The 13,091-nt window shown below is 65.7% G+C and carries 15 protein-coding genes; 11 read left to right on the forward strand and 4 right to left on the reverse strand.

Features of this window, described 5'->3' with window-relative positions; genetic code table 11:
* Positions 1-186 precede the first annotated feature (186 nt).
* From tkt to RPC_RS23950, 11 genes are all read left to right on the forward strand, one after another.
* Complete coding sequence (gene tkt, locus RPC_RS23900) at positions 187-2,178, forward strand: transketolase (protein ID WP_041802236.1); 1,992 nt, start codon at positions 187-189, stop codon at positions 2,176-2,178.
* Between the two features lie 137 nt (positions 2,179-2,315).
* Positions 2,316-3,323, forward strand: a complete 1,008-nt coding sequence (gene gap / locus RPC_RS23905) for a type I glyceraldehyde-3-phosphate dehydrogenase (protein WP_011475166.1) — start codon at positions 2,316-2,318, stop codon at positions 3,321-3,323.
* Positions 3,324-3,333: 10 nt separating this feature from the next.
* Entirely contained in the window at positions 3,334-3,651 is a 318-nt protein-coding gene (locus tag RPC_RS23910) for a hypothetical protein (protein ID WP_011475167.1), read from the forward strand.
* Complete coding sequence (locus RPC_RS26645; RefSeq protein ID WP_011475168.1) at positions 3,644-3,976, forward strand: hypothetical protein; 333 nt, start codon at positions 3,644-3,646, stop codon at positions 3,974-3,976. Before RPC_RS23910 ends, RPC_RS26645 begins: the two co-directional genes overlap by 8 nt.
* Positions 3,973-5,169 (forward strand): phosphoglycerate kinase, encoded by a 1,197-nt coding sequence (locus tag RPC_RS23920; protein ID WP_011475169.1) that lies wholly within the window; start codon positions 3,973-3,975, stop codon positions 5,167-5,169. Before RPC_RS26645 ends, RPC_RS23920 begins: the two co-directional genes overlap by 4 nt.
* A 66-nt stretch (positions 5,170-5,235) precedes the next feature.
* Positions 5,236-5,481, forward strand: a complete 246-nt coding sequence (locus RPC_RS23925) for an antitoxin MazE family protein (protein WP_011475170.1) — start codon at positions 5,236-5,238, stop codon at positions 5,479-5,481.
* Complete coding sequence (locus tag RPC_RS23930) at positions 5,478-5,801, forward strand: type II toxin-antitoxin system PemK/MazF family toxin (protein WP_041802237.1); 324 nt, start codon at positions 5,478-5,480, stop codon at positions 5,799-5,801. Before RPC_RS23925 ends, RPC_RS23930 begins: the two co-directional genes overlap by 4 nt.
* A 43-nt stretch (positions 5,802-5,844) precedes the next feature.
* Positions 5,845-6,888, forward strand: a complete 1,044-nt coding sequence (locus RPC_RS23935) for a class I fructose-bisphosphate aldolase (RefSeq protein WP_011475172.1) — start codon at positions 5,845-5,847, stop codon at positions 6,886-6,888.
* Positions 6,889-6,894: 6 nt separating this feature from the next.
* On the forward strand, positions 6,895-7,587 hold the full coding sequence (locus RPC_RS23940; RefSeq protein WP_011475173.1) for a thiamine phosphate synthase: 693 nt from the start codon (positions 6,895-6,897) through the stop codon (positions 7,585-7,587).
* A complete protein-coding gene (locus RPC_RS23945; RefSeq protein WP_041802238.1) occupies positions 7,584-8,723 on the forward strand; it encodes a Sel1 repeat protein in 1,140 nt (379 codons plus the stop codon). The genes RPC_RS23940 and RPC_RS23945 overlap by 4 nt, the downstream gene beginning before the upstream one ends.
* A 107-nt stretch (positions 8,724-8,830) precedes the next feature.
* On the forward strand, positions 8,831-9,619 hold the full coding sequence (locus RPC_RS23950) for an inositol monophosphatase family protein (RefSeq protein ID WP_011475175.1): 789 nt from the start codon (positions 8,831-8,833) through the stop codon (positions 9,617-9,619).
* 366 nt (positions 9,620-9,985) lie between these two features.
* Here RPC_RS23950 and RPC_RS23955 read toward each other — a convergent pair whose 3' ends face one another.
* From RPC_RS23955 to ubiT, 4 genes are all read right to left on the reverse strand, one after another.
* Positions 9,986-10,417 (reverse strand): hypothetical protein, encoded by a 432-nt coding sequence (locus tag RPC_RS23955; RefSeq protein ID WP_011475176.1) that lies wholly within the window; start codon positions 10,415-10,417, stop codon positions 9,986-9,988.
* A 66-nt stretch (positions 10,418-10,483) separates the two neighbouring features.
* On the reverse strand, positions 10,484-11,404 hold the full coding sequence (locus RPC_RS23960; protein ID WP_011475177.1) for a U32 family peptidase: 921 nt from the start codon (positions 11,402-11,404) through the stop codon (positions 10,484-10,486).
* A gap of 105 nt (positions 11,405-11,509) precedes the next feature.
* Complete coding sequence (gene ubiU, locus RPC_RS23965; RefSeq protein WP_011475178.1) at positions 11,510-12,487, reverse strand: ubiquinone anaerobic biosynthesis protein UbiU; 978 nt, start codon at positions 12,485-12,487, stop codon at positions 11,510-11,512.
* 3 nt (positions 12,488-12,490) lie between these two features.
* Entirely contained in the window at positions 12,491-13,033 is a 543-nt protein-coding gene (gene ubiT / locus RPC_RS23970) for a ubiquinone anaerobic biosynthesis accessory factor UbiT (RefSeq protein WP_011475179.1), read from the reverse strand.
* Positions 13,034-13,091 lie beyond the last annotated feature (58 nt).

Genomic DNA, 13,091 nt, shown 5'->3' on the forward strand with positions numbered 1-13,091 from the left:
GCCGCTTTGGCCTGCACCGATGACTCGGGCCGATGCAGATGCTATTCACCTGCTGGTCCATGCTTGGCTTCAGAACTCGAGACTTGTCTTCCAGAATAGGCCCGGCCGCACCATCTGATGCGATGGCAGCCGATCGGTACGGCGGGCCGCAACGTTCATGATCCTCTCACTCAGGCGGTAGCTCTCATGACGCAGGTCGATTCCTCCCGTATGGCCAATGCAATCCGCGCGCTGGCGATGGACGCCGTGGAGAAGGCGAAGTCCGGCCACCCCGGATTACCGATGGGCGCCGCCGACATCGCCACCGTGTTGTTCAGCCAATTCCTGAAATTCGACGCCGAGGACCCGCGCTGGCCGGATCGCGACCGCTTCGTGCTGTCCGCCGGGCACGGCTCGATGCTGCTCTACGCGCTGTTCTATCTGACCGGCAATGAGGACGTCACGCTCGACCAGATCAAGAATTTCCGCCAGCTCGACTCCAAGACTCCCGGCCATCCGGAGAACTTCATCACCGCCGGCGTCGAGACCACCACCGGCCCGCTCGGCCAGGGCGTGGCGTCGTCGGTCGGGACTGCATTGGCCGAGCGGCTGCTGGCGGCGGAGTTCGGCGACGACATCGTCGACCACTACACCTACGTGCTGTGCTCCGACGGCGACCTGATGGAGGGCGTCAGCCACGAGGCGATCGCGCTCGCCGGCCACCTCAAGCTATCCAAGCTGATCTTCCTCTACGACGACAACGGCATCTCGATCGACGGTCCGCTGACGTTGTCGGACAGCGTCGACCAGGTCGCCCGCTTCAAGGCGCACGGCTGGAACGCGGTGCAGATCGACGGCCACGACCAGAAGGCGATCGCCGCAGCCATCACCCAGGCGCAGAGCTCCGATCGTCCGACGATGATCGCCTGCAAGACCACGATCGGATTCGGCGCGCCGCACAAGGCCGGCACCTCCAAGGCCCACGGCGAGCCGCTCGGCGCTGAGGAATTGGCCGGCGCCAAGAAGGCGCTGGGCTGGAATTACGGCCCGTTCGAGATCCCCGAGGACGTGCTGCACGCCTGGCGCAATGTCGGCCGCGAAGGCGCCAGCGCCCATGCCGATTGGCGACAGCGTTTCGAGGCGATGGAAGACACCAAGCGCAGCGAATTCCAGCGCCGGGTGGTCGATCGCAAGCGCCCCGAGGTGCTCGGCGACACCATCCGGGCGCTGAAAGACAAGCTGGTCGCCGAGCCGCAGACCATCGCCACCCGCAAGGCCAGCGAACTGGTGCTGGAGGCGATCGAGCCGATCATGCCGGAATTGCTGCTCGGCTCGGCCGATCTGACGCCGTCCAACAACACCCGCGTCAAGTCCGCCAAGGACGTCAAGCCGGGGGATTTTTCCGGCCGCTACATCCATTACGGCATCCGCGAAATGGGCATGGCGGCGGCGATGAACGGTATCTCCGCGCATGGCGGCTTCGCTCCGGCCGGCGGTACTTTCATGTGTTTCACCGACTATGCGCGCCCTTCGATGCGGATCGCGGCGCTGTCGCACACCCCGGTGGTCTACATCATGACCCACGATTCCATCGGGCTCGGCGAAGACGGCCCGACCCACCAGCCGGTGGAGCATCTGGCGTCCTTGCGGGCGATGCCGAACCTGCGGCTGTTCCGCCCGGCCGATCCGGTCGAGACCGCCGAATGCTGGCAGCTGGCGCTGGAATATACCACCGGCCCGACCGTGCTGGCGCTGTCGCGGCAGAATCTGCAGCCGGTTCGCACCACCTCCCACCCGGACAATCTCTGCGCGCAGGGCGCCTACGAGCTGGTCGCCGCCGACGGCGCGGCCGAAGTGTCGCTGTTCGCCTCCGGCTCCGAGGTGGAAATCGCGGTGGCCGCGCAGAAGCTATTGGCGGAGCGCGGCATCCCGACCCGGGTGGTCTCGGTACCCTCGCTCGACCTGCTGCTGCTGCAGAAGGACGAGGTTCGCCATGGCATCATCGGCGAGGCGCGGGTCAAAGTCGCGGTCGAGGCCGCGGTGCGGTTCGGCTGGGACGCGGTGATCGGGCCGGACGGCGGCTTCGTCGGCATGAGTTCGTTCGGCGCCAGCGCCCCGGCGAAGGACCTCTACAAGCATTTCGGCATCACCGCGGAGGCCGTGGTGAAGGCCGCCACCGAACGGCTGCAGCGGAACTAGCGCCATGGCGCGGAAAATCGGCCGGAAAATAACCCTGCCAACATTGACGCATTGCCAGCCGGCGTCATTCAGGGCATGAAACCGACCCATCAGCTACAAACAACAAAGTCTTAGTCTTGCCCTTGAGGAGAAGTTGAATGGCAGTTCGGGTCGCGATCAATGGATTTGGCCGCATCGGTCGCAATGTGCTGCGGGCGATTTATGAGTCCGGCCGCGACGACATCGAAGTCGTCGCCATCAACGACCTCGGTCCGGTCGAGACCAACGCCCACCTGCTGCGCTTCGATTCGGTGCATGGCCGCTTCCCCGGCACCGTGACGGTCGATGGCGACACCATCGACATCGGCCGCGGCAAGATCAAGGTCTGTGCCGTCAAGGATCCGGCGACGCTGCCGTGGAAAGAGCTCGACGTCGACATCGCGCTGGAATGCACCGGCATCTTCACGTCGCGCGACAAGGCCGCGCTGCATCTGACCGCCGGCGCCAAGCGCGTGCTGGTCTCGGCGCCCTCGGACGGCGCCGACCTCACCGTGGTGTTCGGCGTCAACCATGACAAGCTGACCAAGGATCACCTGGTGGTCTCCAACGGCTCCTGCACCACCAACTGCCTGGCCCCGGTGGTCAAGGTGCTGAACGACACCGTCGGCATCGAGACCGGCTTCATGACCACGATCCACTCCTACACCGGCGACCAGCCGACGCTGGACACCATGCACAAGGACCTCTACCGCGGCCGGGCGGCGGCGATGTCGATGATCCCGACCTCGACCGGCGCCGCCAAGGCGATCGGCCTGGTGCTGCCGGAACTGAAGGGCAAGCTCGACGGCGTGGCGATCCGGGTGCCGACCCCGAACGTCTCGGTGGTCGATCTCAAGATCGTCGCCAACCGCGCCACCACCAAGGACGAGATCAACGACGCGATCCGCCGCGCGGCGCAGCAGGAGCTGAAGGGCGTGCTCAGCTTCACCGACTTTCCGAACGTCTCGATCGACTTCAACCACGACCCGCATTCGTCGACCTTCCACATGGACCAGACCAAGGTGCAGAACGGTACTTCGGTGCGGGTGATGTCCTGGTACGACAACGAGTGGGGCTTCTCCAACCGCATGGCCGACACCGCCGTGGCGATGGGCAAGCTGATCTGAGAGGCAACGCTTGAACGATTTGTCGATCAGGGTTCGCAGCGATGAGAAGGCCCGCGAATTGGCGCGGGCGCTTCGAAAGCGCGTCCCTGACCTTCAGTGTTCTGCTTGCGCGCATCGCGACTTCGGACTGCTGGAAGAGCCCAGCGCCGGACAGCGAACTCACCTTGAACGCGGGCAGGTCGATAGCGGCCTGCTCGCCGGCATCAAGTTGACCCAACCCTTAGTCACACTGGTCTGCACCAACTGCGGACATTTGGTGCAATTCTCCGAAGCGGCCTTGCTAGGGGCGGCTCCGGACCAATACGGTCTTGTGGTTTCCGATGACTAATGTCGTCGCGTTTCCTGGTGAACGTCGTCCACCGGGAAGCGGCGGCCCGGAGGATCCGATATTGGAGCAACGCGTTGCCCGCCTCGAAGACGATATGAAAGACGTCAAAGCGTCTTTGAGATCGATCGAAATCATCCTGGCAAAGATCGAAAGCCGGCTCACCGGCCTCGAAGGCCGCCTCACCGGCATTGACGGCCGGCTCAACGGCATCGACGCGCGATTCTCTAGCTTGCCGACCACCTGGACCATGCTCACCATGATTTTCGCAACCTGGGGCATCGGCTCCGGGATCCTCATCTTCGCACTGAATGTACTCAGAAAATGAAAAAATCATTCCTCACGCTCGATGACGCCGACCTGAAGGGCAAACGCGTGCTGTTGCGCGTCGATATCAACGTGCCGGTGGACGCCGGCAAGGTCACCGACACCACCCGGCTCGACCGCATCGCCCCGACCATCCTGGAAATCGCCGACAAGGGCGGCAAGGTGATCCTGCTGGCGCATTTCGGCCGGCCGAAAGGCCCCGATCCCAAGGAATCGCTGCGACCGATCGCCGCCGCCCTCGCCGAGGTGCTGAAGCGCCCGGTGGCGTTCGCCGAGGATTGCATCGGCGAGGTCGCGGCGTCCGCGATCGCCAAGCTGCAGGACGGCGACATCCTGTGCCTGGAGAACACCCGCTTCCACAAAGGCGAGGAAAAGAACGATCCCGCCTTCGTCGACGAATTGGCCAAGCTCGGCGACCTCTGGGTCAACGACGCGTTCTCCGCCGCGCACCGCGCCCATGCCTCGACCGAAGGCATCGGCCACAAGCTGCCGGCCTATGCCGGGCGCACCATGCAGCTTGAGATCGACGCGCTGAACAAAGCGCTGGAAGCGCCGAAGCGCCCGGTGATCGCCATCGTCGGCGGCGCCAAGGTCTCCAGCAAGATCGATCTGTTGGAAAACCTCGTCACCAAGGTCGACGCGCTGGTGATCGGCGGCGGCATGGCCAACACCTTCCTGCACGCCCAGGGCATCAATGTCGGCAAGTCGCTGTGCGAGAAGGATCTGGCGCCGACCGCGCTGCGCATCATCGCCAAGGCCGAGGCCGCCAATTGCGCGATCATCCTGCCGGTCGACGCCACCGTCGCCTATCACTTCGCCCCCAACGCCCCGGCCTTCGCCTATGGCCTCGACTCGATCCCGGCCGACGGCATGATCCTCGACGTCGGTCCGCGTTCGGTGGCGCGAATCAACGCCGCGATCGACGACGCCTCGACCCTGGTCTGGAACGGCCCGGTCGGCGCCTTCGAACTGCACCCGTTCGACGCCGGCACCGTGGCGGCCGCGCAGCACGCCGCGGCGCGCACCAAGGCGCACAAGCTGGTGTCGGTGGCGGGCGGCGGCGACACCGTCGCAGCGCTCAACCAAGCGGGCGTCGCGGGCGACTTCACCTACATCTCGACCGCTGGCGGCGCCTTCCTGGAATGGATGGAAGGCAAGCCGTTGCCCGGCGTCGAGGTGCTGCGGCCGCAATGAGCCGCGCGTCTTGAAGCGGGGTCGGCCCGGGAGTATGTTACATGTAACGCTCCCGGGAGATCCGCCATGGAGGACAAGACCAAGCCGACCGAGGCCGCGAAGCGCAGCGACGCCGCCAAGCGGGTCCGCAAGCACCGCGACAAGATGAAGGCGATGGGCCTGAAGCCGGTGACGCTTTGGGTCCCTGACGTCCATTCGCCAGAGTTCAAGGCGGATATTCGGCGGCAATGCCTCAGCCTCAAAGACGATCCGCAGGAGCAGACGATTCTCGCGGAACTGGAGCACTGGCACGACGCTGAAGGCTGGAAGTGACCCGCGGCGATATCGTTCTTGTCGTGATGCAAGGAGACTTTGGCAAGCCGAGGCCGGCGGTGGTCGTTCAAGCGGACGCCTTCGCGGATATTCCGTCCCTCGCAGTGCTGCCTTTGACGACTGAATTGCGCGACGTGCCGGCGCTGCGGATTCCGATCGAGCCGGATCCGAGCAATAGCTTGATGCAGACCTCGCAGGTGATGGTCGATAAGATCACCGCCGTGGCGCTGCGACGGGTCTCGCGCCGGATCGGCCGCCTGTCCGACGCCGAGATGACCGCGGTCAATCGCGCGCTTGCGATTTTCCTGGGTTTCGTCTGACATCCGTCGCATTTCCGACCATGACACCCTTCAGGAGACGTCAATGAATCTCTCTGACCTCAACAAGGTGGCGCAAGCCATGGTGCAGCCCGGTAAGGGGCTGCTGGCCGCCGACGAATCCGGCGGCACGATCAAGAAGCGGTTCGACGCCATCGGCGTCACCTCGACCGAACAATCCCGCCGCGACTACCGCGAAATGCTGTTCCGCTCCAAACAGGCGATGACACAGGCCATTTCCGGGGTGATCCTGTACGACGAGACCATTTGGCAGGACGGCAAGGACGGCACGCCGCTGATCAAGCTGATCGAGCAGGCCGGCGCGATCCCCGGCATCAAGGTCGACGAGGGCACCCAGGGCTTGCCGAACTGCCCCGGAGAAACCATCACGCTGGGGCTCGACAAGCTCGCCGAGCGGCTGGCGAAATATTACAAGCAGGGCGCGCGGTTCGCGAAATGGCGCGCGGTGATCGACATCGGCCAAAATTCTTCAGGCCAGGCAATTCCGAGCTATGCCGCGGTCCACGCCAACGCTCATGCGCTGGCGCGTTATGCGGCGCTGTGTCAGGCCGCCCAAATCGTGCCGATCGTCGAGCCGGAGGTGCTGATGGACGGCGACCACGACATCGATCGCTGCTATGAGGTGACGCAATTCGTGCTCAAGGAAACCTTCCAGGAGCTGTATTTCCAGAAAGTCGCGTTGGAAGGCATGATCCTGAAACCGAACATGGCGGTGGCCGGCAAGAAATCCGCCAAACAGGCCACACTCGACGAGGTCGCCGAAAAGACCGTGCGGCTGTTGAAGGCTTGCGTGCCGGCGGCGGTGCCGGGCATCGCGTTCCTGTCCGGCGGGCAATCCGACCAGGACGCCACCGCGCATCTTGACGCCATCAACAAAATCGGCGGCCTGCCGTGGTCCGTGACCTTCTCCTATGGCCGCGCGCTGCAGGCCGCGCCGCAACAAGCGTGGTCCGGCAAGCCGGACAACGTCGCCGCCGGTCAGCAGGCCTTCACCCATCGCGCCCGGATGAACTCGCTCGCCAGCAAAGGCGAATGGGCGCCCGAGCTCGAACACAACAAGGCTGCTTGAACCCCGATGGCCGCCAAACCTGCCCCACCGCCGCCGGCTCCGCGGCTCTATCTTGCCACTGCCATGCTCGACGACGTCGCGGCGCTGGCCGCGACGCTGCCCGGCCTGATCGCAACCCATCAGGTGGCCGCGCTGTTGCTGCGGCTGAAACTCACCGATCAGCGCGGCATGATCTCGCGCGCCAAGACGCTGGCGCCGGCGGTGCAGAATGCCGGCGCGGCGCTGTTGCTCGACGGCCATCCCGAGCTGGTGGCGCGCTCCGGCGCCGATGGCGCGCATCTGACCGGCGTCGAGGCGATGCAGGAGCATCTGCCGGAATTGCAGCCCGACCGCATCGCCGGCGTCGGCGGCTTGCGCACCCGGCATGATTCGATGCTGGCGGGCGAAGCCGGCGCCGACTACGTGCTGTTCGGCGAACCCGATGCCGACGGCCAGCGGCCGGCGCAGGACGCCATCGCCGAGCGGCTGCAATGGTGGGCCGAATTGTTCGAGCCGCCTTGCGTCGGCTACGCCGCGACGCTCGCCGAGGCGCAGGACTTCGCCGCCGCGGGCGCCGATTTCGTGCTGGTCGGCGACATGATCTGGGACGATCCGCGCGGCGCCGATGCCGCGCTGGGCGACGCCCGCGCCGCGATCGCGCAAGGCTATCAATCGCTGCTGGCGTCGCTCGCGGGACCGGCCAAGGTCGGTCAGCAATGAGGTTGCGGACGGCGCTGCAGAGGACGGCGATGTTGCTCGGCTGTGCGCTGCTGGCGCAACCGGCGCAGGCGCAGATCTCGCTGACGCCGCCGGCGCCGATTCCGGTCGCACCGCAGCAAAAACCCAAGACCGCTCCGGCGAAACCCGCACCGGCAAGACCTGCGGTGAAGCCGCAGGTCGCGACGCCCACCAAGCCAAAGCCCGCCGAGGCCACCAAGCCGCCGTCGAAACCGGCGACCTCCGCCACCAAGAAACCCGGCGAGCCGCCGGCTGAGCCCGCTGAGCCGATCGACGAATCCCGGGTCGACCTGGTGTTCGGCGCCTATCAGCGCGGGCATTACAAGACCGCGTTCGATCTCGCCACCCGCCGCGCCGAGGACTACAGCGACCCCAAGGCGATGACCATGCTCGGCGAACTCTACTCCTCGGGGCTCGGGGTCAAGCGCGACTACGCCAAGGCCGCGGAGTGGTATCAGCGCGCCTCCGAATTGGGTGACCGCGAAGCGATGTTCGCGCTGGCGATGCTGCGGTTGGCCGGCCGCGGCGGCGCCCCGGCCAATCGCGAGGACGCCGCGCGCTGGCTCGCCTCCTCCGCCAAGCTCGGCAATCCGAAGGCGGCCTATAATCTGGCGCTGCTTTATCTCGACGGCCAGACCTTCCCGCAGGACACCCGCCGCGCCGCCGAATTGCTGCGGCTGGCCGCCGACGCCGGCAACGCGGAGGCGCAATACGCGCTGGCGACGTTCTACAAGGAAGGCACCGGCGTCGAGAAGAACCTCGATCAGGCGGTGCGGCTCTTGCAGGCGGCCTCCTTGTCCGGCAACGTCGACGCCGAGGTCGAATATGCCATCGCGCTGTACAACGGCACCGGCACGCCGAAGAACGAGGTCGCCGCGGTGGCGCTGCTGCGCAAGGCGGCCCGGCAGAACAACCCGATCGCGCAGAACCGTCTTGCCCGCGTGCTGCTCACCGGCAAAGGCCCGCCGGAAGACCGCCTGGAAGGACTGAAATGGCATGTGGTCTCGAAAACCGCCGGCAAGGGCGACCTGATGCTCGACGAGGCGTTGGCCCAGCTCACCCCCGAGGATCGCGCCAAAGTCGACGCCGCGGCACGCAAATGGCTCGGCACCAAGTGATGCGCCCTTGACGCCGCCCCCCCGGCAGGGCACCCCATCGGTCCCATTCCCCGAAAAGACCTGGCCGTTTGTAGATTTGGCCGTTTGAGGTCGTCCCGAGCGAGATCATGCTGCATTCCGCCCTCATGAACATCATGGTCAAGGCCGCGCGTCGCGCCGGCCGCAGCCTCAAACGCGATCTCGGCGAGGTCGAGAATCTTCAGGTGTCGATGAAGGGGCCGGCGAATTTCGTCACCCTGGCCGACAAGCGCGCCGAGGAGATGCTGTACAGCGACCTCACCAAGGCGCGACCCGGCTACGGCTTCCTCGGCGAGGAAGGCGGCATCCGCGAAGGCACCGACAAGAGCCATACCTGGATCGTCGACCCGCTCGACGGCACCACCAACTTCCTGCACGGCATTCCGCAGTTCGCGATCTCGATCGCCCTGCAGCGCGACGACCAGATCATCGCCGGGCTGATCTACAATCCGGCCAATGACGAGCTGTACATGGCCGAGCGCGGCGGCGGCGCCTTCCTCAACGACCAGCGGCTGCGCGTCGCCGGCCGTCGCCAGCTCAACGAATGCGTGATCGCCTGCGGGCTGCCGCATATCGGCCGCGGCGATTTCGCGCTGGCGCAAAAGGAAATGGGCGCGCTGCAGCCCAAAGTGGCGGGCTTCCGCCGCTTCGGCGCGGCGTCGCTGGACATGGCGGCGGTCGCCGCCGGCCGCTTCGACGGCTACTGGGAACGCAACCTGCAGGCCTGGGACATCGCGGCCGGCATCGTGATGATCCGCGAGGCCGGCGGCACCGTCGGCGAGATCGACGGCGGTGATCTATTGAAAACCGGCAACGTGGTCTGCGGCAACGAATTCGTTCACGGCGAACTGACGCGGATCTTGCGGCCGCTGAAGTAGCGGCTGCGACGACGCCGAGAAATAACGGCTGCGACGACGCCGAGCCCCTTTGCTCCCCTCCCCCTTGCGGGGAGGGGTCGGGGGTGGGGGTCAACGGGCACGACCTACCCGGCCAATTTTTCCCAGCTGAATGCGTGAAACGCGTGTCGACGTCGTCTCGTCACGGCATCGACGCGTCGATGTGCGGCCCCCCACCCCCGACCCCTCCCCGCAAGGGGAGGGGAGCGCGCTGCCGTTGCGTTAGGCGAAGTGCTTTGCCTGTAAAGCTTGGCCTCAACGCCTGACGAATCCCCACCAAAGAAACTCAAGCAAGATTCGTCTCGCGATTGCGCGGCCGTGATTGCGATCACCCCGCCGGGCGGCGAACTACTTCGTCGGCGTGGCGCAGCCGGGCGACCATTGCGCGATCGGCTCTTCGATCGGCTCGGCGCGGTCCTCCTGCGGAAACTCGGCCTTGACGCGGTCGATCTCGCGCAGCGCCGCCGAGCCCGCGACCGCGGTCAGGCTGATTTCGTCGAACAACAATGCCATTTCGGCGAACACGCTGCGGTCGCTTTCGTTCTCGTTGACCTGGTCGAGCTCCGACAGCAGCGTCACGATCGCGGCGATCCGCTCGCGCTGGCCGCGCACCCGGTGCAGCAGCCGCTTCGACAGCCGGCGCGCTTCCATGGTGAGAAAGCGGTCGAATGCCGAGGACAGCATCTCCCGGCAGTGGCCGTCCATATTGGTGCCCTGGATCACGATCCGCATCCGCTCGACCAGTTCGAGCGAATCGCCGTCTGCGCTTGGGTCGGCCATCGCTAATCCCCCTCAAGGGTTCGGATCCGACCGCTGCCGCCGCCTCACGGCGCGGCGTTTGGCGTATCAGAGCGCCCTGGCAGTCCGTTGCGCCTCGGTGACGTTGGTGATGAACGTCGAACCGGGCTTGGCATAGAGAAAACCATTGGCGACCGGAACCGGATAGATGGTCGTCAGTGCCGCGGCGCCTTCGGCGACGCTGCGCTTGCCGTCGATCACGTCGCGATACACCTTGGCCACCTCGACCATGTCGCATTGCTGCGGCGACAGCCGCAGCGAGCGCACCCCGGCCTCGGTGAGATCGTCGATTTCGCCGAGCACGCTGGTGCAGGCATAGGACAGCGTCTGCACGCCGTTCATCGCCAGGAACGGCTCGTTGTCGAGCGTGAACACCGCCAGCCCGTCCGGATCCTGTTCGCAGACGAACTTGCAATTGTCCTTCGACAGCTTGTTGAGCCGCGCGTGATAGCAGCGCGCCGAAATCGCCAGCGGCGCGCGGCCGAAGCCGAACACCTCGAAGATGACGTCGGGCAACGCCGCGGCGATGGTGCGGATCGCGGTCAGTGGCAATTCCGGCGGCAGACAGATCCGCTTGGCGCCGTGCGAGGCGAAATACTTCGCGGTGGCCTCGTTGTAGATGTTGACGAACGGCCCGATGGCGTGCGGCCGATCACCAAGCATGCCGAGGCAAGACAGGTCGTTGACCTCCATGGTCAGTTCCGGTGCTGCGGCGAGTTCGGCCATCGCGTTGCGCTCGCGGGTCAGCGACATCAGCGTCAGCGACCCCATCACCACGTCCTTGCCGCAGGCCGACAGCCGCTCCACCACCGCCGGAATGTGCTCGGCGATGAACGGCGAGCGCTTCGAGCAGACGATCTCGCCGACCACCACGGTGTCGATCGGGGCTTCCTCGGCGATCCGGAAATAGAAGTCGCGCCACGCCTCGGGCTTCCAGTTGTAAAGCACCGGTCCAAGTGTGAGCTTCATCTCCGGCCCCGCTTTGTGTTGGTTCGCTTCGCCCATCGCCGTGTCGCCAGTTCTATTGTCTCAAATCTCGGTCCGGCGAAATCGCCGGGATTGGGTGTCGGGTCTTTATCGCCAGGTCTTCTTGTAGGCGCCGACCGTGGTCGACTGCCCCTCGCTGAGCCCGCGCAAGGCGTCGCTCGGAATCGGCAGCCCCTGGTCGAGCGCGGACAGCGCCTGACGGAAGGTGCGCACCACCCGCTCGATATAGGCGCGGCCGCGCTGGCGGCCTTCGATCTTCAGCGCCGACACGCCGGCCTTTTTCAGTTCCGGCAGCATCGTGGTGGCGTCGAGGCTGGAAGGATCCTCGAACAGATAGCCGGCGCCCTCCGAGGTCTGGTAACGGCCCTTGCACAACGTCGGATAGGCCGCGGCCTCGCCATTGGCGAATTTGTTGATGGTGAACTCGCCGAGCCGCGACACCAGCATGCCGTTCTCTTCGCGATACTGGATGTGGCTCGCCGGCGAACACACGCCGTCCATGTTCGGCGACTTGCCGGTAGCGTAGGACGACAGCGAGCAGCGGCCTTCTTCCATCACGCACAACCCGCCGAAGATGAACACTTCGGTCTCGCACTTCACCACCTTGGCGATCGCCGCGATCTCCGGCACGCTGAGCACGCGCGGCAGCACCACGCGCTTGGCGTTGAAGCGGTCGACATAGAACTGGATGGCGTCCGGATTGGCGGCGGCGGCCTGCACCGAGACGTGCAGCCGCTGCTGCGGATGGGCGCGCGCCACATATTCCATCACGCCGACATCGGCGACGATCAAGGCGTCGGCCTTGGCGTCGACCGCGTCGTCGACCGCGCGCTGCCACAGCTCGAAGCCGCCGGCGCGCGCGAAGGTGTTGATCGCCACCAGCACCATGGCGCCTTCGTCATGGGCGTGGGCGATCGATTCGGCCATTTCGGCGCGGCTGAAATTCAGCCCCGGGAAATTCCGCGCATTGGTTTCGTCGCTGAAGCCGCAATAGATCGCGTCGGCGCCCGCCGCGACCGCATCGCGCAGAGCCGACGGCGTGCCCGCCGGACAGATCAATTCCATGGATTATCCTCCGCCACCGGCGCCCATTTCATGGCGGAGCGACGAGGAGCCGACGATGCTCCGCAGCAGCCGTTCGATCGGCGCTGCGAGCGGCCCGAGCCAGACCACCGATTCAGAGAGAAAATCGACGCGGGAGTCGTCGATCGCGTTACGCAGCGCGACCACCGCCTCCATGTCGCCGTCGACGTGAATGTCGCGCGAGAAGAACAGCGCGTCGCCGTCATAGGAGCCGTCGGTCATGCCGATCAGCGCCGACAGCGGCCCGGCGATCCGGGCATCAAGATTGGACGGCAGTGTGCGCACCGCGGTGATTCGCGGATTCATCCGCCGCGGCTCCAGCACGAAGGCAATCGGCAGGTCGGTGGGCTCGAGCCCATACCGCTTGCTGGTGTGCGAACCGAGACGATCGAAAATGCGGGGATGCCGTGAACGGATTTCGCCGAGGCAGATGTTCAGCAACACCTGCAATGGCAACAACGGCAGGACGCGCGCCGCCAGCGCAAGCGGCACTGGCATCCTAGTGACGGAGGAATTGGATACCGACATGAGCCACCTTTGAAAGATCTCGTTACCATCGCCGGGGAAGGAAGTTCTTTGCGCAAGA

The organism is Rhodopseudomonas palustris BisB18, from assembly GCF_000013745.1.
Taxonomy (GTDB): domain Bacteria; phylum Pseudomonadota; class Alphaproteobacteria; order Rhizobiales; family Xanthobacteraceae; genus Rhodopseudomonas_A; species Rhodopseudomonas_A palustris_F.

Excerpts from the sequence above, each read along its gene's own strand:
- RPC_RS23925 (WP_011475170.1), top strand. The coding sequence starts at position 5,236 with ATGGAGGACAAGACCAAGCCGACCGAGGCCGCGAAGCGCAGCGACGCC.
- RPC_RS23960 (WP_011475177.1), bottom strand. The coding sequence starts at position 11,404 with ATGAAGCTCACACTTGGACCGGTGCTTTACAACTGGAAGCCCGAGGCG.
- ubiU (WP_011475178.1), bottom strand. The coding sequence starts at position 12,487 with ATGGAATTGATCTGTCCGGCGGGCACGCCGTCGGCTCTGCGCGATGCG.
- RPC_RS23955 (WP_011475176.1), bottom strand. The coding sequence starts at position 10,417 with ATGGCCGACCCAAGCGCAGACGGCGATTCGCTCGAACTGGTCGAGCGG.
- ubiT (WP_011475179.1), bottom strand. The coding sequence starts at position 13,033 with ATGTCGGTATCCAATTCCTCCGTCACTAGGATGCCAGTGCCGCTTGCG.
- RPC_RS23940 (WP_011475173.1), top strand. The coding sequence starts at position 6,895 with ATGGCCGCCAAACCTGCCCCACCGCCGCCGGCTCCGCGGCTCTATCTT.
- RPC_RS23945 (WP_041802238.1), top strand. The coding sequence starts at position 7,584 with ATGAGGTTGCGGACGGCGCTGCAGAGGACGGCGATGTTGCTCGGCTGT.
- RPC_RS23935 (WP_011475172.1), top strand. The coding sequence starts at position 5,845 with ATGAATCTCTCTGACCTCAACAAGGTGGCGCAAGCCATGGTGCAGCCC.
- RPC_RS26645 (WP_011475168.1), top strand. The coding sequence starts at position 3,644 with ATGACTAATGTCGTCGCGTTTCCTGGTGAACGTCGTCCACCGGGAAGC.
- RPC_RS23950 (WP_011475175.1), top strand. The coding sequence starts at position 8,831 with ATGCTGCATTCCGCCCTCATGAACATCATGGTCAAGGCCGCGCGTCGC.
- tkt (WP_041802236.1), top strand. The coding sequence starts at position 187 with ATGACGCAGGTCGATTCCTCCCGTATGGCCAATGCAATCCGCGCGCTG.
- gap (WP_011475166.1), top strand. The coding sequence starts at position 2,316 with ATGGCAGTTCGGGTCGCGATCAATGGATTTGGCCGCATCGGTCGCAAT.
- RPC_RS23920 (WP_011475169.1), top strand. The coding sequence starts at position 3,973 with ATGAAAAAATCATTCCTCACGCTCGATGACGCCGACCTGAAGGGCAAA.